The 18,871-nt window shown below is 68.6% G+C and carries 16 protein-coding genes; 10 read left to right on the top strand and 6 right to left on the bottom strand.

Annotated elements, in window-relative coordinates; translation table 11 throughout:
* Positions 1-74: 74 nt before the first annotated feature.
* From flgE to GGR12_RS16630, 3 genes are read right to left on the bottom strand one after another with little or no spacing between them, the layout of a single operon-like run.
* Complete coding sequence (flgE, locus tag GGR12_RS12660; protein ID WP_183204740.1) at positions 75-1,790, bottom strand: flagellar hook protein FlgE; 1,716 nt, start codon at positions 1,788-1,790, stop codon at positions 75-77.
* A 28-nt stretch (positions 1,791-1,818) separates the two neighbouring features.
* On the bottom strand, positions 1,819-2,529 hold the full coding sequence (locus GGR12_RS12655; RefSeq protein ID WP_183204739.1) for a flagellar hook assembly protein FlgD: 711 nt from the start codon (positions 2,527-2,529) through the stop codon (positions 1,819-1,821).
* A 3-nt stretch (positions 2,530-2,532) separates the two neighbouring features.
* On the bottom strand, positions 2,533-4,245 hold the full coding sequence (locus GGR12_RS16630) for a flagellar hook-length control protein FliK (RefSeq protein ID WP_246328866.1): 1,713 nt from the start codon (positions 4,243-4,245) through the stop codon (positions 2,533-2,535).
* Positions 4,246-4,617: 372 nt separating this feature from the next.
* Between GGR12_RS16630 and flgK the strand changes: the two genes are divergently transcribed.
* From flgK to GGR12_RS12610, 8 genes are all read left to right on the top strand, one after another.
* Positions 4,618-6,732 (top strand): flagellar hook-associated protein FlgK, encoded by a 2,115-nt coding sequence (gene flgK / locus GGR12_RS12645; RefSeq protein ID WP_183204738.1) that lies wholly within the window; start codon positions 4,618-4,620, stop codon positions 6,730-6,732.
* A complete protein-coding gene (locus GGR12_RS12640; protein ID WP_183204737.1) occupies positions 6,732-7,658 on the top strand; it encodes a flagellin in 927 nt (308 codons plus the stop codon). Before flgK ends, GGR12_RS12640 begins: the two co-directional genes overlap by 1 nt.
* Positions 7,659-7,723: 65 nt before the next feature.
* Positions 7,724-8,965, top strand: coding sequence for a putative DNA modification/repair radical SAM protein (locus GGR12_RS12635; RefSeq protein WP_183204736.1), 1,242 nt, complete (start codon positions 7,724-7,726; stop codon positions 8,963-8,965).
* Entirely contained in the window at positions 8,965-10,398 is a 1,434-nt protein-coding gene (locus tag GGR12_RS12630; protein WP_183204735.1) for a UdgX family uracil-DNA binding protein, read from the top strand. The genes GGR12_RS12635 and GGR12_RS12630 overlap by 1 nt, the downstream gene beginning before the upstream one ends.
* A gap of 115 nt (positions 10,399-10,513) precedes the next feature.
* A complete protein-coding gene (locus GGR12_RS12625) occupies positions 10,514-11,740 on the top strand; it encodes an ABC transporter permease (RefSeq protein ID WP_183204734.1) in 1,227 nt (408 codons plus the stop codon).
* Positions 11,737-12,507 (top strand): ATP-binding cassette domain-containing protein, encoded by a 771-nt coding sequence (locus GGR12_RS12620; protein WP_183204733.1) that lies wholly within the window; start codon positions 11,737-11,739, stop codon positions 12,505-12,507. Before GGR12_RS12625 ends, GGR12_RS12620 begins: the two co-directional genes overlap by 4 nt.
* A gap of 13 nt (positions 12,508-12,520) precedes the next feature.
* Positions 12,521-13,459: an MlaD family protein gene (locus GGR12_RS12615; RefSeq protein WP_183204732.1), complete on the top strand. Its 939-nt coding sequence runs from the start codon at positions 12,521-12,523 to the stop codon at positions 13,457-13,459.
* Positions 13,456-14,073 carry an ABC-type transport auxiliary lipoprotein family protein gene (locus GGR12_RS12610; protein WP_183204731.1) on the top strand — a complete coding sequence of 206 codons (618 nt, stop codon included), beginning with the start codon at positions 13,456-13,458 and terminating at the stop codon, positions 14,071-14,073. The genes GGR12_RS12615 and GGR12_RS12610 overlap by 4 nt, the downstream gene beginning before the upstream one ends.
* Here the strand turns inward: GGR12_RS12610 and GGR12_RS12605 are convergent.
* The gene (locus GGR12_RS12605) at positions 14,070-14,915 is read right to left on the bottom strand and encodes a hypothetical protein (protein ID WP_183204730.1); all 846 of its coding nucleotides are present in this window, start codon (positions 14,913-14,915) and stop codon (positions 14,070-14,072) included. The genes GGR12_RS12610 and GGR12_RS12605 overlap by 4 nt on opposite strands.
* 164 nt (positions 14,916-15,079) lie before the next feature.
* On the opposite strand from GGR12_RS12605, the gene GGR12_RS12600 reads away from it, so the two are divergent.
* Entirely contained in the window at positions 15,080-16,258 is a 1,179-nt protein-coding gene (locus GGR12_RS12600) for an FAD-dependent oxidoreductase (protein ID WP_246328865.1), read from the top strand.
* A gap of 6 nt (positions 16,259-16,264) precedes the next feature.
* On the opposite strand, the gene GGR12_RS12595 is transcribed toward GGR12_RS12600, so the two are convergent.
* Entirely contained in the window at positions 16,265-16,915 is a 651-nt protein-coding gene (locus GGR12_RS12595) for a 3-oxoacid CoA-transferase subunit B (RefSeq protein ID WP_183204729.1), read from the bottom strand.
* A complete protein-coding gene (locus GGR12_RS12590; protein ID WP_183204728.1) occupies positions 16,915-17,619 on the bottom strand; it encodes a CoA transferase subunit A in 705 nt (234 codons plus the stop codon). Before GGR12_RS12590 ends, GGR12_RS12595 begins: the two co-directional genes overlap by 1 nt.
* A gap of 359 nt (positions 17,620-17,978) precedes the next feature.
* On the opposite strand from GGR12_RS12590, the gene GGR12_RS12585 reads away from it, so the two are divergent.
* The gene (locus GGR12_RS12585) at positions 17,979-18,869 is read left to right on the top strand and encodes an SGNH/GDSL hydrolase family protein (RefSeq protein ID WP_183204727.1); all 891 of its coding nucleotides are present in this window, start codon (positions 17,979-17,981) and stop codon (positions 18,867-18,869) included.
* Positions 18,870-18,871 lie beyond the last annotated feature (2 nt).

Here is an 18,871-nt window from a genome sequence, read left to right as displayed (position 1 = left end):
ATAACATGCCCCCCCTCTACCACTCCAATATTCAACGAAGTCTTCATGGAGACTAACCGCCGGTTACCTTAATATCAGCGTTTGATGCTGATCAGCTCGGCGAGCATCTCGTCAGCGGTGGTGATGATCTTCGATGAGGCGGAGTAGGCCCGCTGGGTCGTGATCAGGCCGGTGAACTCCTGCGAAAGGTCGACGGTCGAGGACTCCAGCTGCCCGGCGCTGATCAGGCCGGAGCCGCCCGTGCCCGCGGTCTTCAGGTTGAAGGTGCCGCTGTCCTGGCTGACGCGGTAGGCGTTGCCGCTGACCTCGGTCAGGCTGTCCGGGCTCGGGAAGGTGGCCAGGGCGACCTGGGCGATGCGGCGCATGACGCCGTTGTCGAAGATGGCGGTGACGAAGCCCTTCTCGTCGATCTTGATCTCGCTGAGGTTGCCGAACGCCGTGCCGTTGGTGATCGTCGAGAGGACGACCGAGGGGGTGTTCAGCTGGCTGAGGCCGCCGGCCGAGGTGTTCAGGTCGAACGAGATGGTCTGGTCGTCGATGCCGAGGCCGCTGGACCATTTGACCGCACCCGCGCCCGGCGCGGCCGAGTCCGACGAGGCGAAGGTCAGGGTGGCGTTGGTCGGGTCGTCGAACAGGCCGGTGCCGGCGGGCCAGGCCTGCATCTTGGCGATGTCGAGACGGCCGTCCTGGGTGAAGGCCAGCTTGCCGGTGCGCATCTGGCCGTTGGCCAGGCCTGCGCCGGTTTCAATGTCGCTGGCGGGAACGGCGCGGATTTCGGCGTACCATTCGTTCGGCGTGTTGCTCTTCAGGAACGAGATGCTGATCGTGCGCTGGCCGCCCTTGGAGTCCGAGACCGGCACCGTCAGTTCGAAGTCCGGTTTGACGCCGATCGGCGTGGCCGCCTCGGGATCCCACATGGCCATCGAGTTGGTGGACGGGTCGTAGCGGTTCTTCGCGTCCGCCGAGGTGGCGAGGCCGAGGTTGGACAGCGCCACGGTCACGGCCGGCGGACCGGCGGCGATCTGCATGGTGGTCGTCGAACCGCCCGGCAGGGTGCTGGCGGTCAGATTGCCGGCGGCGTCATAGGTCACCGTGCCGGTGAAGGTGGTCGCGCCCTCCTTGACCGTGACGTTCCACTGGTTCGGCGTGCCGGTCGGCGTGTAGTCGACGGTGTAGTCGTGCTGGACCGCCGGGGTCGCGCTGTCGGCGACGCCCTTCTTGACGACCGGAGCCATGTACGGCGACACGGGTTGGCCGTCCCAGAGGTTGGCGTTCAGCTGGACGCGGGTGGTCGGTTCGGCGGTGCCGCCGACGGTGCCGATGTTGATCGACTGCAGGCGGTTCAGGTCCGACGGGTCGGTCTGGATGTCGCCGTTGGAGTCGACCGGCCAGCCCTGCAGATAGAGGCCGGCGGTGTTCTTCAGGTAGCCCTGGTTGTCCTTGGTGAAGGCGCCCGCGCGGGTGAACAGGCGCGAGTCCGTCGGGGCGAGGTTGTCGGCCTTTTCGGTGACGACGAAGAAGCCCTGGCCGTTGATGCCGAGGTCGGTCGCCGACGTCGTGCGGGCCAGCTGGCCTTCCTGGCTGATGAAGTGACGGGCGGTGGCGGCGACGCCGCCGGCGGCGTAGCCCGAGCCCTTGCTCTGGCTGTTCATCACGGTCGAGAACTCGCCCTGAACCCGCTTGTAGCCGATGGTGTTCACGTTCGCGATGTTCTGCGAGATGGCGGCGAGGGCGGCGGAGTTGGCGCTGAGTCCAGCGACCCCGGCCTGCATTGCGCTGTTGATGCTCATGTCATGGGTCCTTTGAGTCTAATGGGGATCAGGCGGCCGCGGCGGGGGTGACCGGCGCGTCGTCGTTGTCGGAGTCGGGTTTCGGCTGGTTGAGCGAGATCACGCTCGACAGCGGAAGGATGGAGTTCTTGATCGTGAGGTACGGCTGGCCGTCGTACATCTCGACGCCGGTCACGACGCCGCGGACCAGCACCTGGCTTTCGACGGTCTCGGCCGCCGCGTCCTTGGCGACGATCTTCAGGGTGTAGACGCCGCCTTCCGGCACCTGACCGCCGCCGGTGGTCTTGCCGTCCCAGCTGAAGTCATGAATGCCGTTCTTCAGGTCAGGCGCATTGCCCGTCCAGACGACCTTGCCCGAGCTGTCGACGACCTGGAGCTTGGCCTCCTTGGCGTCCTCGGCCAGTTCGTAGCTCCACGTCGCCTTGCCGTCCTCGAACTTGACGGCCGACCAGGCGGCGGTGGCTTCCTTGCCGATGTAGGTCGACGCCTCGCCGAGGCCGCCGGTTTGCTGGGCGGCCAGCAGGCTGGTCAGCAGGTCGTTGGTCAGCAGCTGTTGCTCGACGCCGGCCATCTGGGTCAGCTGGGCCGTGAACTGGTTGGAGTCGACCGGCGACAGCGGGTCCTGGTTCTTCAGCTGGGCGGTCAGCAGGGCGAGGAAGGTCTCGAAATTCGAGGCCATCATCGTGCCGCCGGCGTTGATCCGGTTGGCTGCCTGGTTGGTTGAGACGGCGTCGACCATCGATCAGACCTTCAGATCCACGCCCGAGGGCGAAAGGGAGAGGGAAATCCAGCGAGCCGGCGGCGCGGCGTCGGCCTCGGCGTTCACGCGGGAGGCGTTGGCGAACGCCCGGCCCTGATTGCGGCCGTCATGGCCGCGGTCGAAGGCGCTGGAGGAGTTGTCGCGCTCGGCGAATTCGAGCGCGTTGTCGGCGAGCTGGAAGCCGGCCTGTTCAAGCTGGCGGCGCAGGTCTTCGGCGCGGCCGCGCAGGTCGGTGGCGGCCAGCGGATTGTCGAAGGCGAGACGGGCGGTCAGGCGGCCGTCGGAGTCGATGTCCAGCTTGACGTCGACGCGTCCCAGCTCGTCCGGCGTGAGGGCCATTTCGAAGGTGGTCGAGCGGCCCTCGAGCTTACGCACGATCTGGGCGGCGATCTGGGCCGTGGCCTCGACCGCGACGCGCGAGAGCTGCGAGAGCGTGGGCTTGTCGATGGGGCCGTGCTCAACGACGACGCTGGCCTGCTCGGGCGCTGCGCCCTGGGGCGGAGCGTCGGTCGGAGCGGCGTCCTGCGGCATGGCGGCGACCGGCGCGGCGGCGGCGGGCTCAGGCGCACGGATCAGCGTGACCGGTTCGGCCGATGCGTCAGGCGCGGGCCGGTCGGTCGATACAGGGCGGGCGTCGGCCGGAGCCGCCTTCGCGCTGTTGTCGTCCGAAGCGGCGGCCTTGCCGCGCGAAGCGTTCGTGGGCCGGTCGGTCTGCGGCGCCGGCGCGCCGGCGCGCGACGGCAGCGGGGTGGCCGCGGGCTGCGCCTCCGGGGCGGGTTCTTCGGCCGTAGACTTCGCGGCGGCCTTTACGGCTTCAGTCGTCTGAACGGCGGCGGCGGCCACAGCGACGTCATCGGCAGGCGCTGTGGCGGCCGCAGCGACCGGAGCCGTCGCCTGCGGCGGGACCGGAGGAGCGGCCTTTTCGGCGGGCGCCGGAGCTGCTTGCGGCGTCGGAGCCTGGACCGGCAGGGCGGCGACGGTTTGTTTCGCGGCTTCGGCGCGCGTCGCGTCTGTGCGGGAGATGTCTGAGGGCGCAGCGGCGATCTTCGCGGGAGCGGTCTCGGGCGTCGGAGCTTCGGCGGCGGCTTGATCCGACGGAGCAGGCGGCAGGGTCGCCGGCTGGTCGCCGACCTTCGTCGACATCTGCTTCGCGGGCATGGGGGCCGGCTCTACCGGGCGGGTTTCGGCCTTTGCGACCGGAGCCGGTGCAGGCGCAGGCGCCGCCACGGGGGCGGTGGTCGGGAGGGCGGGCGACGCGTCCGTCTTGATCGGAACGTCGGTTGCGACCACGGCGTCCGCGAGGATGGATTGATCCTCAGCGGGCGTGGCGTCGTCGACATCGCCCTGCGCGGCGGCGGGCGGCTGTTCCACGGTCGGCGCAGCGATGAACGGGAAGTCGATCGTGTCGGTCGCGAGCGTCTCGCCCTGGGGGGCGGCGACGATTGGCGCCGCGACGGGCGGCGGGGCGGGCATGAGGATGGGGGCGACCAGGAAGCCCGACGCGATGGCGTCGGCGGCCTTCGTGCCCGCGAACTTGTCGCTGGCCGGCGCCGGCGTTTCGCCCTCAGCGACCGGCTCGGCGCCCATCATGGCCGCGAGCATGCCTTCGAACCCGGACGCGTCGACGGCCGGCGCCCCGGTGGGGAGCGTCGGCGCGGCAGGCGCGATCACGGACAGCAGGCTTTGCGCGGACATCTATCGCCATGGGCGTGAGGGTGACGAGGGCGCCTGCTGCGCCGGAACATTCGGACTGCCCGGCGCAAATCGCGGGCCACTGACGATTTCGCGTTCAACCTGTTGAAAATACGCCATATTGATGCGGTGTACCTGAGGTCGGGGTTTGCCCTCCTCGGTCGAAACTTGCCGTGCTGCGGCGACTCTTGCCCGGCGCCTATCGCCGGCCTGCGGACTGGCCCGGCGCTTGCGACCCTTGCCGGTCATGAACCAGACGCAAAACGCGATCCTTCATGGAATCAATCACTTGTCCGGAGAGGCTTTCATCGCCGCCGGGCAAAAAACGCACGTCGCCTGGCAGGGCTTGCCGGGCGCTGTACGCGAGGCCGCCGCATGTCGCTGAACTCGATCCTGAATACGGCCAACTCGGGCCTCATCGCCGCCCAGACCCAGCTGCGCGTGGTCTCGGACAACGTTTCGAACGTCAACACGCCCGGCTACGTCCGCAAGATCGCCGAGCAGAGGACGATGACCAATCAGGGCATCGGGTCCGGTGTCGAGGTGGCGCGCATCCGTCTGGCCACCGACCGCTTCCTGCAGGCCGCCAGCCTGAACGCCGGCGCCGACGCGGCGCGCCAGGGCGTGCGCTATGAATTGTATGACCGCATCCAGGGCCTGTTCGGCGACCCGGGCGGCGACAGCGGCTTCTTCTCCCAGGTGGACGGCCTGTTCTCGGCCTTCGCCTCGAGCGCGGAGACGCCTAACTCATCGCCGCTGCGTCAGGACGCCCTGTTCAAGGCGCAGGCGCTGTTCGACGAAGCCGGGCGGATCAGTCAGCAGATCCAGGCCGTGCGCCAGGACGCCGACGGCCGTCTGCAAAGCGCGGTCGAGAAAGCCAACGACCTGCTGCAGCAGATCGAGGCGCTGAACGTCCAGATCGCCCGCGCCACGGTCACCAACGGCGACGCCTCCGGCGCGGAGACCGCGCAGTCGGCGCTGATCGGCCAGCTGGCGGAGATCATGGACGTGCGCGTGACCGTTCGCTCGGTCGGCGGCGTCACCCTGCGGACCGGGAACGGGACCCTGCTGGCGGGGGAGGGGGCGGCGACGCTGGCCTACACCCGCGCGGGGACGGTCACCGGCGAGACGGCCTTCGGCGAGTTGTGGGTCACCGAGCCCGGCGGCCAGAAGCGGGCGCTGCTGGACAGCGTCAGCTCGGGCGAGATCAAGGGTCTGATCGAACTGCGCGACATCGAGGCCCCGGCGGCGGCCGAGCGTCTGGCCGAGCTGATCACCCACGTCGCCGACGAACTGAACCGCGCGCACAACGCCAACGCGTCGGTGCCGCCGCCCACCAGCCTGACCGGACGCAATGTCGGCCAGTCGTTCGAGAGCGCCATCGCCGGCTTCACTGGCCAGTCGACCATCGCCGTGACCAACGCCGCCGGCGTGATCCAGCAGCGCGTCGACATCGTCTTCAGCGGCGCGACGATGACGGTGAACGGCGTCGCGGCGACGCCGACCAACTTCCTGACGGTGCTGAACGCCCAGCTGGGCGGGGCGGCGACCGCCAGCTTCACCGACGGCAAGCTGTCGATCAGCGCCAGCGGAACCAACGGCGTGGCCATCGCCGACGACGCGACGACTCCTTCGAACAAGGCCGGTCGGGGCTTCTCGCACTATTTCGGCCTGAACGACCTGGTGTCGACGGACCGGCCGGCGCTGTACGACACCGGCCTGACCCTGGCCTCGCCGCATGGTTTCACCGCCGGCGAGACAATGACGCTGCGCTTCACCGGCGAAACCGGCTCGAAGGTGCGGGACATCGAGGTGACGGTGCCGCCCGGCGGGACGGTCGCCGACCTGCTGGCGGCGCTGAACGATCCGTCGCAGGGGGCCGGCCGTTACGGCACGTTCTCGATGGCTGCGGACGGGTCGGTCTCCTACACCGGCTTCGGCGATCCGAGCCCGCGCCTGAGCGTGCTCAAGGATACGACCACCCAGATCCCGTCGGGCATTTCGGTGACCGAGATGTTCGGTATCGGCGCGGGCGTGCGGGCGTCGCGGGCGGACGGCTTCTCGATCCGGTCCGACATCCGTCAGAGCCCCTCGAAGCTGGCGTTTGCGCAGTTGAACCTGTCGGCGGCGGCCGGAACGGCTGCCCTGAGCAGCGGCGACGGTCGCGGCGCGCTGGTGCTGGCCGACGCGGGTGAGCGGACGACGAAATTTCATGCAGCGGGCGACTCCACCGGCGGGATGATGTCGGTGTCGCGCTACGCGTCCGAGCTGTCGGGCGACATCGGCGGACGGGCCGGCACGGCCAAGAACCGCAAGGCGTCGGCCGATGCTCTCTATGTCGAGGCGACCTCGCGTCAGACGGCGCATGAAGGCGTCAATCTGGACGAGGAACTGGTGCTGATGACGACCTATCAGCAGGCCTTTAACGCCTCCGCGCGCCTGATCCAGGCGGCGAAGGAAATGTATGACACGCTTCTGGGGATGGCCTGATGACTCGCGTCGCGACGTTCGGAAACTACCAGTCGGCCCTGCTGGACCTGATGAAGGCCCAGACCCGGGGGGCTGAGGCGCAGGAGCGCGTCTCGACCCAGAAGAACGCCACCGACCTGACCGGCTTCGGCCGGCAGTCGGAGACGCTGACGGCCCTGAAGGGGGCGCAGAGCCGCATCCAGGGCTTCATCGACACCGGCGAGGCGGTCGACGCCCGGTTGACGACCCAGGACATCGCCCTGAACCAGATCGGCGACGGGATCGCCGCCCTGCGCGCGGCGGTGGGCAATGTGCTGGCCTCGGACTCGGCCGGGTCGCTGATGCTGGAGCTGGAAGGCCAGTTCCAGACAATCCGCGGCGGACTGAACATGCGCCACCAGGGCGGCTATCTGTTCTCGGGCGCCAAGATCAACACGGCGCCGGTCGACGTGGCCAATCTGACGGAGCTGGCCGCGGCCCCGTCGGTGGCGTCGATCTTCAACAACGACACCCTGAAGGCCGCCAGCCGCGTGGCGGAGGGAACGACGCTGGAGACCGGCTTCCTGGCCAATGAGGTCGGGACGGACGTGATGACCATCCTGCGCAACATTCAGGCCTATCACACCGGCCCGAGCGGTCCGCTGACCGGGAAGGTCAACGAGGCGCAGAAGACCTTCCTGACCACCCAGCTGGGTCTGCTGGAACAGGCGGCGACCGGGGTGATCGACCAGACCGCCAAGACCGGGTCTCTCGCCAATCAGGTCGAAAGCGTCGCCAAGGGCCACAAGGCCCAGCTGACGTCGCTGGACGAGCTGGTGTCGAACCGGACCGACGCGGACATGGCCAAGGCTGTGACCGATCTGGAGTTGTCCCAGATCGCCATTCAGGCCTCGGCGCAGGTGATCAACCAGTTGCGCCAGGTGTCGCTGCTTAACTTCCTGAGCTGACGCGACAAAAAGCATTTTACGGCCACGCTGGACGCACGTTCTCGATGAGAACATAGTGTGAACAAATGGCCCAAATCGATCTCAGGAAGAAGCTGTCCATCCTCGCGGATGCGGCGAAATACGACGCCTCCTGCGCCTCCTCCGGCACGTCGAAGCGGGACTCGGTCGGCGGCAAGGGCGTCGGATCGACGGAGGGGATGGGGATCTGTCACGCCTACACGCCGGATGGGCGGTGCGTGTCGCTGCTGAAGATCCTGCTGACCAATTTCTGCATCTACGACTGCGTCTACTGCATCAACCGGGCGAGCTCGAACGTGCCGCGGGCGCGGTTCAGCGTCGACGAGGTCGTCGAGCTGACGCTGAACTTCTACAAGCGGAACTATATCGAGGGGCTGTTCCTGTCGTCCGGCATCATCCGCTCGGGCGACTACACGATGGAGCAGCTGGTGCTGGTGGCGAGGAAGCTGCGCACCGAGCACGACTTCCGCGGCTACATCCATCTGAAGCTGATCCCCGAGGCCGATCCCCGGCTGGTCGAGGAGGCGGGCCTCTACGCCGACCGGCTGTCGGCCAATATCGAACTGCCGCGTGACGAGGCGCTGGCGCGGCTGGCTCCGCAGAAGAGCGTCGCGGTGATCAAGAAGGCGATGAGCCAGGTGCGCCTGGGCGTCGAGGCCGCGAAGCCGGGCAAGCGCGACCGGGTCAAGCCGCCGAAGTTCGCGCCCGCCGGCCAGTCGACCCAGTTGATCATCGGAGCCGACGGCGCGCCGGACACGGAGATCATCGACCGCTCCGCGTCGCTGTACGGCGGATATGGCCTGCGTCGGGTCTATTATTCCGCCTTCAGCCCGATCCCGGATTCCTCCAGCGCCCTGCCGGTGTCGAAACCGCCGCTGATGCGCGAGCACCGGCTCTACCAGGCCGACTGGCTGATGCGGTTCTATGGTTTTGCGCCGAAGGAGATCGGCGAGGCGACGACCGACGGGATGCTGGACCTGGCCATCGATCCGAAGCTGGCATGGGCGCTGAACCGGCGCGAGCAGTTCCCGGTCGATGTGAACACGGCGTCGCGGGAGATGCTGTTGCGGGTGCCCGGGCTGGGGGTGAAGTCGGTGGACCGGATGGTGTCGGTGCGACGGTACCGGACGCTGCGGCTGGAGGATGTGGCGCGCCTGTGCCGGGGCATCGACAAGGTGCGGCCGTTCATCGTGACGCTGGACTGGACGCCGGGCGGGCTGACCGACGCAGTTGATCTAGGGGCGAGGATCGCCCCGGACCCGGCGCCGGTGCAGTTGAGCCTGTTCTGATGCGGGTCGCGATCCTCGAGGGCGAGACGGACTTCGACGGCTGGCGCAAGGCGGCGCGGGCGTTCCGGCAGGCGGGCATTCGGCCGGAGGAGGCGACGTTTCGGGTCGGGGAAGGCGAGGGCGGGCTTTTCGATCAGAGCCTGCCGGATGGGGCAGCCGGGACTGCGCCGTTCAGCGTGTGCAGGACCTTCGTCGAGCTGGCGCAGGAGGTGATCCTGCACCGGTCGGGCGACCGGTTCGATCTGATGTACCGGCTGCTGTGGCGGCTGGGCGAGGAGGCGGATCTGATGAGGATCGTCTCCGATCGCGACGTCGCCGACGCCATGGAGCGGGCGAAGAACGTCAGTCGGGCCAGCCACAAGATGAAGGCGTTCGTGCGCTTCCGGCAGGTGCATGACGACCGCGGCGAGGCGTGGGTGGCGTGGTTCGAGCCGTCGCACCGGGTGCTGGAGAAGACCGCGCCCTTCTTCCAGCGCCGCTTCACCAACATGCGATGGTCGATCCTGACGCCCGACGGCTCGGCCTTCTGGGACGGCGAGGCGCTGCAGTTCGGGGCGCCGGCGACGCGCGACATGGCGCCGGCCGAGGACGAGATCGAGGAATTCTGGAAGACCTACTACGCCTCGACCTTCAATCCGGCCCGGCTGAAGACGAAGACCATGCAGGGCGAGATGCCCAAGCGGTACTGGAAGAACCTGCCCGAAGCGGCTCTGATCCCGGAGCTGGTGGCGCAATCGGCGGTTCGCACCGAGACCATGGTCGCCGCGCCCGCTCCCGAACCCAACGCGCGTCTCGCGAAGACGCTGTCGCGCATCAATCGCGACGCCGCGTTCGACGAGGGTTTCGTTCCCTCGAACCTGGAGGAGCTGGGTCAGGCGGTGCAGGCTTGTCGCCGGTGCCCGCTGTGGCGCGACGCGACGCAGGGTGTGTGCGGGGCGGGGCCGAAGAAGGCGCGGCTGATGATCGTCGGCGAACAGCCCGGCGATCAGGAGGATCTGGCCGGGCGACCGTTCGTTGGACCGGCCGGCAAGGTGCTGGACGCTGCTCTGGAGGAGGCGCGGATCGACCGTGACGACGTCTTCGTCACCAATGCGGTCAAGCATTTCAAACATGAGCCGCGGGGCAAGCGGCGGCTGCACAGGACGCCGGCGACCAGCGAGGTCAGGGCCTGCCGTTGGTGGCTGGACGCCGAGCGGCGGCTGGTGAAGCCGAAGGTGATCGTGACCCTGGGCGGGACGGCGGCGCTTGCCGTGCTGGGCCGGCCTGTGGCGGTGACGAAAGAGCGTGGCGAGCCGATCGGTCTGGCCGACGGCGCGCGCGCCTTGCTGACCGTCCACCCGTCGTATTTGCTGCGGATACCCGAGGAAGCGGCGAAGGCGGCGGAGCGGGAGCGGTTCGTCGCCGACCTGAAGCGAGTTCGCACCTTGCTGTAGCCAACCGATTGATACCGTGGCTGAACGAATACGGTGGGCTCGCGTTGTGATATGGGTCTCAGCTTTGCCGTAGAGCGGGCATAGGCAAGCGTGACGGGGCGATCTAGGTAGGGGCATGGCCGCAGCGGATTTCCAGATCGATGAGGGCGGGCCGGGTCTGACTCTGCGTCTGACCGGCGACTGGACCGCGACCGAACTGGGCCGCATCACCCGCCGTCTGGACGACGCCCTGCAGGATCGCTGCATCGACGCGGTCGACCTGTCGGACATGGGCCGGTTCGACACCGCCGGCGCGCTGGCGATCGTGCAGTCGTCCAACTGCGTGCTGCCGCAAGCGGCGTGGACCCAGCGTCCGGAAGCCGGTCGTACCTATGCGATGGTCGAGAAGCTGGAGCGCGAGAGCGCCGGACCGCCGAAGCGGTCTCCGGGCTGGATCCGCGGCTTCGCCAAGATCGGCCGGGGCATCCAGGACATCGGTGACGAGGCCACGCTGTCGATGGCCTTCCTCGGGCGACTGATCGTCGCCTCGGGCACCACGATCAAATACCTGCTGCTCGCGTTCCTCGGCTGGCTCCTCATGCCGTTCGGCGCCGTTGTGCGTGGGTTTGACAAGGACCGTGGGGGGCGTCTGCTGCAGACGGGGCAGGACCTTCGGAGCCGAAAATCCATTCGCTGGCCCGCATGGTTCAGCCAGGGCGAACGCGCCGGGCTGGACGCCATTCCGATCGTCGCCGTGACGAATTTCTTCATCGGCGCGGTGATCGCCTTCCTCGGCGCCAACCTGCTGACCCAGTTCGGAGCCGGTGTCTTCACGGTGCAGCTTGTCGCGGTCGCGACGCTGCGGGAGCTGGCCGTGCTGATCACGGCGATCCTGCTGGCGGGCCGGTCGGCCTCTTCCTTCGCCGCCGAGATCGGTTCGATGCGCATGAATCAGGAAGTCGACGCCATGCAGGTGATGGGGGTGAACCCCTTCCAGGCCCTGGTCATTCCGCGCGTGGCGGCGATGGTGTTGATGCTGCCGCTCCTGACCTTCATCGGCATCGTCGCCGGGATGTTCGGCGGCATGCTGGTGACGTGGAGCCAGCTCAGCTACGGCCCGGCCTTCTTCATCCAGAGGGTCAGCGAAGACCCGATGATGGGGCAGCATCTGTTCGTCGGCATGATCAAGTCGCCGGTCTTCGCCATCGTCATCGCGGCCATCGGCTGCCGGCAGGGCATGGCGGTGGCGGGCGACGTCGAGAGCCTCGGCCGCCGGGTCACCGCCGCGGTGGTGCAGGCGATCTTCGCCATCATCTCGCTGGACGCCGTGTTCGCCCTGATCTTCCTGGAGCTGAACCTGTGAGCGCGCCCGAACGCCTGATCGAGGTGCGCGGGCTGCTGAGTCAGTTCGGCGACCGAACGATCCACGAGAACCTGGATCTGGACGTCGAACGCGGCGAGGTTCTGGGTGTCGTCGGCGGGTCGGGGACCGGCAAGACGGTGCTGCTGAACTCGATCATCGGGCTGAAGGAGCCGGAAGGCGGGACGGTCCGCATCCTCGGATATGACCGCGCGGAGATGACGGAGGCCGACGCCCAGGACGTTGAGACGCGCACAGGCGTGCTGTTCCAGCAGGGCGCGCTGTTTTCGGCGCTGAGCGTGATCGACAACGTCGCCTCGCCGATGGTGGAGCACACCCACCTGTCGCGCGACGTGATCCGCGAACTGGCCGAGATGAAGATCGCCATGGTCGGTCTGGGTCCGGAGTCACACCATCTGAAGCCGGCCGAGCTGTCGGGCGGGATGCGCAAGCGGGTCGGCCTGGCGCGGGCGCTGGCGCTGGATCCGGAGCTGCTGTTCCTGGACGAGCCGACGGCCGGGCTGGACCCGATCGGGGCCGCGGCCTTCGACGACCTGATCCGTCAGTTGTCGGACGATCTGGGCCTGACCGTCTTCATGATCACCCACGACCTCGACAGCCTGTACGCCATCACAGACAAGGTTGCGGTCCTGGCGGACAAGCAGGTGGTCGCCAAGGCGACCGTTCAGGAACTGGAAAAATCGGACCACCCCTGGATCCGGGAATACTTCCTGGGACCGCGCGGACGCGCGGCCAACAGGGCGGCTTGAGGAGAGCCGAGGAATGGAAAGAGACGCCCACTACGCCGCCGTCGGCATCGCCACCGTCGCCCTTCTGGCGGCGCTGGCCGTGTTCACGATCTGGCTGGCCCGCCTGCAGTTCAACAACGACTACGACATCTACGACATCGTCTTCTACGGACCGGTGCGCGGACTGTCGGAAGGCGGCGAGGTGCATTTCAACGGAATCCGCGTCGGCGAGGTGACCGATCTGAACCTCGACCCGAACAAGGGCGACCAGGTGATCGCGCGCATCCGGGTGGACGCCACCACGCCGATCCGCGTGACGTCGCGCGCCCAGCTGGAGCCGCAGGGCATCACCGGCCTGAACTACATCCAGATCACCGCCGGCAATCCGAACAGCGCGATCCTGAAGACCCAGTATCCCGACAACGTCGTGCCGGTGATCCAGAGCCAGCCGTCGCCGATCGCCGAGCTGCTGTCGGGGTCCGGCACGGTGCTGGCGCAGACGGTGGATGCGCTGAACCGGATCAACCGGGTGCTGTCCGACGATAACGTGCGGTCGTTCTCGACCAGCCTGAAGAATGTCGAGGCCCTGACGACCGAGCTGGAAGCCCGCAAGGCCATGCTGGAGCAGCTGGAGCAGACGCTGGTGAAGGCCAACTCGGCGGTGGCCGAGTACGAGGCGCTGGCCGTCAGCACCCGCCGGATCGTCGAAGGCGACGGCGCGCGGGCGGTGGCCAACATCAACGCGGCGTCCGAGGAAGCGCGCGCCGCGGTGGCGTCGATCAACCGGTCGGCCAACAACCTCGAGCGGCCGCTGGGCGACTTCGCCGCGACGGGCCTGCCGCAGCTGCAGACCTCGATCCAGCAACTGGATGAGGCGACGCGTTCGCTGCAGTCGCTCATCGACGATGTGCGGGCCAGCCCGCGCGAATTCATCGGACGCCCGCCGTCCACCGAAATGGAGGTCGAACCGTGATCCGACTGATCCGAACCGCAGCCATCGTCGTCGTCGTCGGCGCATTGGGCGGATGCTCGCTGCTGTCCTCGCCGGATCCCGTGCAGCTGTATCGCTTCGGCGGCGCGTCGGAGGGCGCCGGCTCGCCCGAGACGCCTGCGGGACAGGTGCAGGTGGCCATGCGCCGGCCGGAGTTCGTTCAGGCTGCGCGCGAGGACCGGATCCTCGGCGTCACGGGCACAGAGGCCGCCTTCATCAAGGGCGCGCGTTGGGTCAGCCCGGCGGAGATCCTGTACAGCGACGCGCTGGAGAGCGCCTTCGCGACCCAGGCGACGCGGGTGCGGCTGATTGGCCCGCGGGAGCTGACCCGGGCGGGCCAGGCGCTGGACATCGACGTCCGCACGTTCGAGGCGCGTTACGCGGCGCCGGGCGCCGCTCCGGTGGTGACCATCGTCGCCCGCGTGCGGCTGCTGAATGCACAGGAACGGAGCGTGGCCTCTGAGCGCGTGTTCGTGATCGAGCAGCCGGCGTCGGAGAACCGCGTCAGCGCCATCGTCGCCGCCTTCGATACGGCCACGCGCGATCTGAACAGCCAGATCGTGGCCTGGACCGACCAGAACGCGCGCGCGAGCTAGAGCGGGCGGCGAAGCTCGGCCAGCCGGCCTTCAACATCGGCGCGGCGGGCGCGGGATGCCGTGACCTCGACCAGCGCACGGTCGACGCGCTTGACCAGATCGTCGCGGAATTTGAGCAGGCGCGCGTGGTCGGGCCTGACCTTCTTCGGTCGCTTGCCTGACAGGCCCAGCGCATCCTTCCAGTCGTCGCGCCAGAGGGCGACGCCGTCGGCGCAGGCCTTGAGCGTTTCGGCGGCGCGGGCGTCGGCGTTCTGGGCGCCGCGGATCAGGGGCAGGGCGCCGATGGCGGCGCCGCGGCAGGCGTCGAGCGTCGCCTTGCGGCCGTCCAGCGCGAAGGCGGCGTCTTCTTCCAGCGGCGAGGAGCCGGTCAGGCGGCGGGCGGCGGCGGCCAGGTGGGTGTCCAGATCGACGACGGCGTCGCGGATGTCCCCCCAAAGACTGTCGAGCGTTTCCGAGCGCCGGGCGGCGCCTTCGACGCGGCCGGTGAGGTCGGCGGCGACGTCCGCCAGGGAGGCGGCGGCGCGGGCGTAGGCGTCGCGGAAGCGCTTCAGGCGGCCGTTGCGGCTGTCGAACAGGCCGCCGAGCCCCCGGCGGGGTTCCAGCGAGGCGGGGCTCAGGTCGGCGAGCAGGGCGCGGACATGGGTCAGCTGGGCGGCGGCCTCGGTCAGGTCGCCTGTCCGGGCCGTGGCCAGGGCGCGTTCGATCTTCTCGACCGCTGCGGCGCGGACCGGTTCGGCGAAGGCCCCGGCCTGCGCGTCGTCGAAGGCGGCGTCGATTTCATCGACCCGCGCGGCGTCCGGCGCGGGCGCATTGCCCTGCCAGCGATAGGCTCCGTCAGCCATCACCCGTACTCCACCCCTCCGGTTCTGCGACCGGTGGGGAGAGTATGACTACGACTTCAGCGTGTCGGCAACGGTGTAGCTTCCAACAGGCGAGGCGGGCCTCGCCTTGCCCGCCGCGATGCCGGATAGTGGCCGGCGCGCGCCGTCGTTTCGGGGAGACAGGGTTGGACCATCAACTGCATCGTCGAATGGTGCTGGCCGGACTGGGTTCGGCCGGCCTCGCGGGATGCGCCACCGCGCCACGGATCGTTCCGGCCCCGGCGCGTCCGAACTTCCAACTCCCGGCGTTCGCGCCACTGCTGACCGATCCCGGTCGCCTGAGCCGCATCACCGTGTGCCTGCGGCCGTTCCGGGCGCAGGGGCCGCGCATCGAGGCGGAGACGGTCGGCGACAAGCGGCTGGTGCACAACTACGGCCACGGCGGCTCCGGCTGGTCGCTATCGTGGGGATCGGCGGCGGCGGCCCGCGACCTCGCGCTTGAGGGCGGTCAGCGGCAGGTCGCCGTGATCGGCTGCGGCGCCCTGGGCCTCACCACGGCGCTGCAGATCCTCAGGGCGGGCGCGCAGGTCACCATCTACGCCGCTGAACGCACGCCCTACACCCGCTCGGCCCGGGCCACCGGCGTGTGGTCGCCGGACTCGCGGATCGCCACCGCAGCCGCCGTGGCGGAGGACTTCCCGGCGCGCTGGGAGGCGATGGCGCGGCGCTCGTGGGTCGACCACCACACCTTCGTCGGGCTCGACGGCGACCCTGTGCGGTTCATCGACCAGTACAACCTCGACGACGCGCCGGGGGCAGGGGGCGCTGTCGGTCCGGAGCCGACGCCGGGCCGCGGAGGGTTCGCCCGCTACGGCGACCGCCTGCGCGACCTTACGCCCCAAGGGCGCGACCTGCGGCCGGACGAGCATCCGTTCCTCGTTCCCTCGGCCTCGGTCCAGCCGGTCATGACGTTCAACGTGGCGGAGTACGCCCGGCAACTGACCGAGGCCTTCCTGATGGAGGGCGGACGGATCGTGTCGAGGATATTCAACCATCCCTCGGAGCTGGCGGACCTGCCGGAGCCGGTGGTGGTGAACTGCACGGGGTATGGGGCGCGGGCGCTGTTCGGCGACGAGAGCGTCATCCCGGTCCGGGGCCAGATCGCCTGGCTGACGCCCCAGCCGGAGGTGACCTACGCCCTCTTCTACCGGGGTATCGGCATGGTGCCGCGCCACGACGGCATCGTCATCCAGGCCAATGGCCGAAGTCAGATGGTCGGCTTCGGGGTGTCGGACGAGACGCCCGACCGGGCCGAGGCCGAGCAGGCGCTGGCGGCGCTCGCGACCCTGTTCGCGAGCGCCTGAGTCAGGTCAGGCGAGGTTCGGGGAGACCGAGTAGGTCGCCTCGGTCTTGCTCGCGACCTCCTCGAGCGTGACGCCGTCGGCCAGTTCGATGAGCTCCAGGCCCGCGCCGTCCGGCTTCACGTCGAAGACGCAGAGGTCGGTGATGACGCGGCTGACGACGCCCGTGCCGGTCAGCGGAAGGGTGCAGGATTTCAGCACCTTGGACTGGCCGTGCTTGTTGGCGTGGTCCATGACCACGACCACGCGCTTGACGCCGGCGACGAGGTCCATGGCCCCGCCCATGCCCTTCACCAGCTTGCCCGGGATCATCCAGTTGGCGATGTCGCCGTTCTCGGCGACTTCCATGGCGCCCAGGATGGACAGGTTGATGTGGCCGCCGCGGATCATGGCGAAGCTGTCCGAGGAGCTGAAATAGCTGCTCTCCGGGATTTCGGTGATGGTCTGCTTGCCGGCGTTGATCAGGTCGGCGTCGACCTCGTCGTCATAGGGGAAGGGGCCCATGCCGAGCATGCCGTTCTCGGACTGAAGGGTGACCTCCATGCCCGCCGGGATGTAGTTGGCGACCAGGGTCGGGATTCCGATGCCGAGGTTCACGTAGAAGCCGTCCTGCAGCTCTTTCGCGGCGCGTTCGGCGAGTTGTTCGCGGGTGCGGGCCATTACGAAGCCTCTCTCTGACGGACGGTGCGCTGTTCGATGCGCTTCTCGGACACGGTCTTGACGATGCGGTCGACGTAGATGCCCGGGGTGTGGATATGGTCGGGGTCGATCGAGCCGACGGGGACGATCTCCTCGACCTCGACGACGGTGACCTTGCCGGCCGTGGCCATCATCGGGTTGAAGTTGCGGGCCGTCTTGCGGAAGACGAGGTTGCCGCGCTCGTCGGCCTTCCACGCCTTGACGATGGCCAGGTCGGCGACGAGGCCGGTCTCCATGACGTAGTCGCGGCCGCCGAAGTTGCGCACTTCCTTGCCCTCGGCGACCAGGGTGCCGACGCCGGTGGCGGTGAAGAAGGCCGGGATGCCGGCGCCGCCGGCGCGGATGCGCTCGGCCAGGGTGCCCTGCGGGTTGAACTCGAGCTGGAGCTCGCCGGCCAGGTACTGGCGCTCGAACTCCTTGTTCTCGCCGACGTAGGACGAGATCATTTTGGCGATCTGCTTCGTTTCCAGCAGCTGGCCGAGGCCGAAGCCGTCGACGCCCGCGTTGTTCGAAATGACCGTGATCCCCTTCGCGCCGCTGTCGCGGAGCGCCGCGATCAGCTTCTCAGGGATGCCGCACAGGCCGAAGCCGCCGGACATGACGGTCATGCCGTCGAAGGTCAGGCCTTCCAGCGCGGCGTTCGCGTCGGGGAAGATCTTCCGCATCGCTTCCTCATGTTTTTCACCGCCTGATGAATATCGGCGGCCTTGAGCCGTCCGTAACGCGGGCGGCAGGGCGGGGCAAGTCCTGGCAGGACCTTGCGCCGATGGGCCGCGTGAGACTCCCTGCGCGCAAAAACCAGTCTCACGAGTCTCATGAGTCTCACGGTGGCCGTACCTGGCCGTGTTCCGACGAGCAGAGACCGGCCCATAGTGCATCCTGTCACGCGCCTGCGTCAGGATCGGTCGTAGCAGCCAGTCGGGTTAACCTTTTTCTTCGCGCCACGCGGGCGAACGGTAGCGCTGGTCGCCCAATAGGGTAAAAGCTTGGCCGGATATAACCTTGGCCGTGTCGGGGGACAGGTTTGCGAGCTGGCATCAACGCATTGACGGCGGCCTTTGTGGTCGGGGTCATCGCCGGACTGGCGCTGACGCCGGACGGGCGCGCGTGGATGCGACAGCCGACCCTGCTGCTGGGCGACCGCGCCGAGGCCTCGCCCGCGACGCCGGTTCCGGCCGCTCCGCCGGTTGCGCCGGTCGTCGCGCCTGCAGTGCGTGTGGCGGTGACGCCGCTGCCGGACCGTCTGGCCCAGGGACAGCTGCGCATCGGGGTGTTCGGGGATTCGATGGCGGACGGCCTGTACGCCGGCCTGTACCGCGACCTGCGCGACCAGCCGAAGGTGTCGGTGAGCAAATTCTCGCAGGTTTCGACCGGCCTGAGCCGCTACGACTATGTGAACATCCAGACGCGGACCGCGCAGCAACTGGCCGAGCAGCCGGTGGATGTCGCGGTGATCCTGTTCGGCACCAATGACGCCCAGGGGATCGAGCTGGACGGCACGGTCCACGCCTTCGGTACGGACGGCTGGCGGGCCGCCTATGCGAAGCGGGTCGACGATCTGGTTACCCTGCTGCGCAGCCGCGATGTGGCGGTCTACTGGGTCGGCCTGCCGCGGATGAAGGGCGAACGGTTCGACGCGCGGATCGGCCTGATCAACGAGGTCGTCGAGGCGCGGATGAAGGCGCTGGGCGTGCCCTATATCGAGACGCTGTCAGCGACGTCGAACGGCGACGGCGAGTACGAGGCCTATCTGCCCAACGACAGCGGCCGCCGCACCCTGATGCGGGCCAATGACGGGATCCATATGTCGATGGCCGGCTATCTGCGGATCAGCGCCCCGGTGGCGGAGCGGCTGAAGCACGACGCCGGGCTGGTCGATGCGGCGTCCGCGCCGACTGCTTCGCCCGCGGCCTGATC

It is taken from the genome of Brevundimonas lenta, assembly GCF_014196335.1.
Taxonomy (GTDB): Bacteria; Pseudomonadota; Alphaproteobacteria; order Caulobacterales; family Caulobacteraceae; genus Brevundimonas; species Brevundimonas lenta.
This window is presented reverse-complemented; position numbering and strand designations above follow the sequence as displayed.

Coding starts and splice junctions, on each gene's coding strand:
- flgE (WP_183204740.1), bottom strand. CDS start 1,790: ATGAGCATCAACAGCGCAATGCAGGCCGGGGTCGCTGGACTCAGCGCC.
- GGR12_RS12655 (WP_183204739.1), bottom strand. CDS start 2,529: ATGGTCGACGCCGTCTCAACCAACCAGGCAGCCAACCGGATCAACGCC.
- GGR12_RS16630 (WP_246328866.1), bottom strand. CDS start 4,245: ATGTCCGCGCAAAGCCTGCTGTCCGTGATCGCGCCTGCCGCGCCGACG.
- flgK (WP_183204738.1), top strand. CDS start 4,618: ATGTCGCTGAACTCGATCCTGAATACGGCCAACTCGGGCCTCATCGCC.
- GGR12_RS12640 (WP_183204737.1), top strand. CDS start 6,732: ATGACTCGCGTCGCGACGTTCGGAAACTACCAGTCGGCCCTGCTGGAC.
- GGR12_RS12635 (WP_183204736.1), top strand. CDS start 7,724: ATGGCCCAAATCGATCTCAGGAAGAAGCTGTCCATCCTCGCGGATGCG.
- GGR12_RS12630 (WP_183204735.1), top strand. CDS start 8,965: ATGCGGGTCGCGATCCTCGAGGGCGAGACGGACTTCGACGGCTGGCGC.
- GGR12_RS12625 (WP_183204734.1), top strand. CDS start 10,514: ATGGCCGCAGCGGATTTCCAGATCGATGAGGGCGGGCCGGGTCTGACT.
- GGR12_RS12615 (WP_183204732.1), top strand. CDS start 12,521: ATGGAAAGAGACGCCCACTACGCCGCCGTCGGCATCGCCACCGTCGCC.
- GGR12_RS12605 (WP_183204730.1), bottom strand. CDS start 14,915: ATGGCTGACGGAGCCTATCGCTGGCAGGGCAATGCGCCCGCGCCGGAC.
- GGR12_RS12595 (WP_183204729.1), bottom strand. CDS start 16,915: ATGGCCCGCACCCGCGAACAACTCGCCGAACGCGCCGCGAAAGAGCTG.
- GGR12_RS12590 (WP_183204728.1), bottom strand. CDS start 17,619: ATGCGGAAGATCTTCCCCGACGCGAACGCCGCGCTGGAAGGCCTGACC.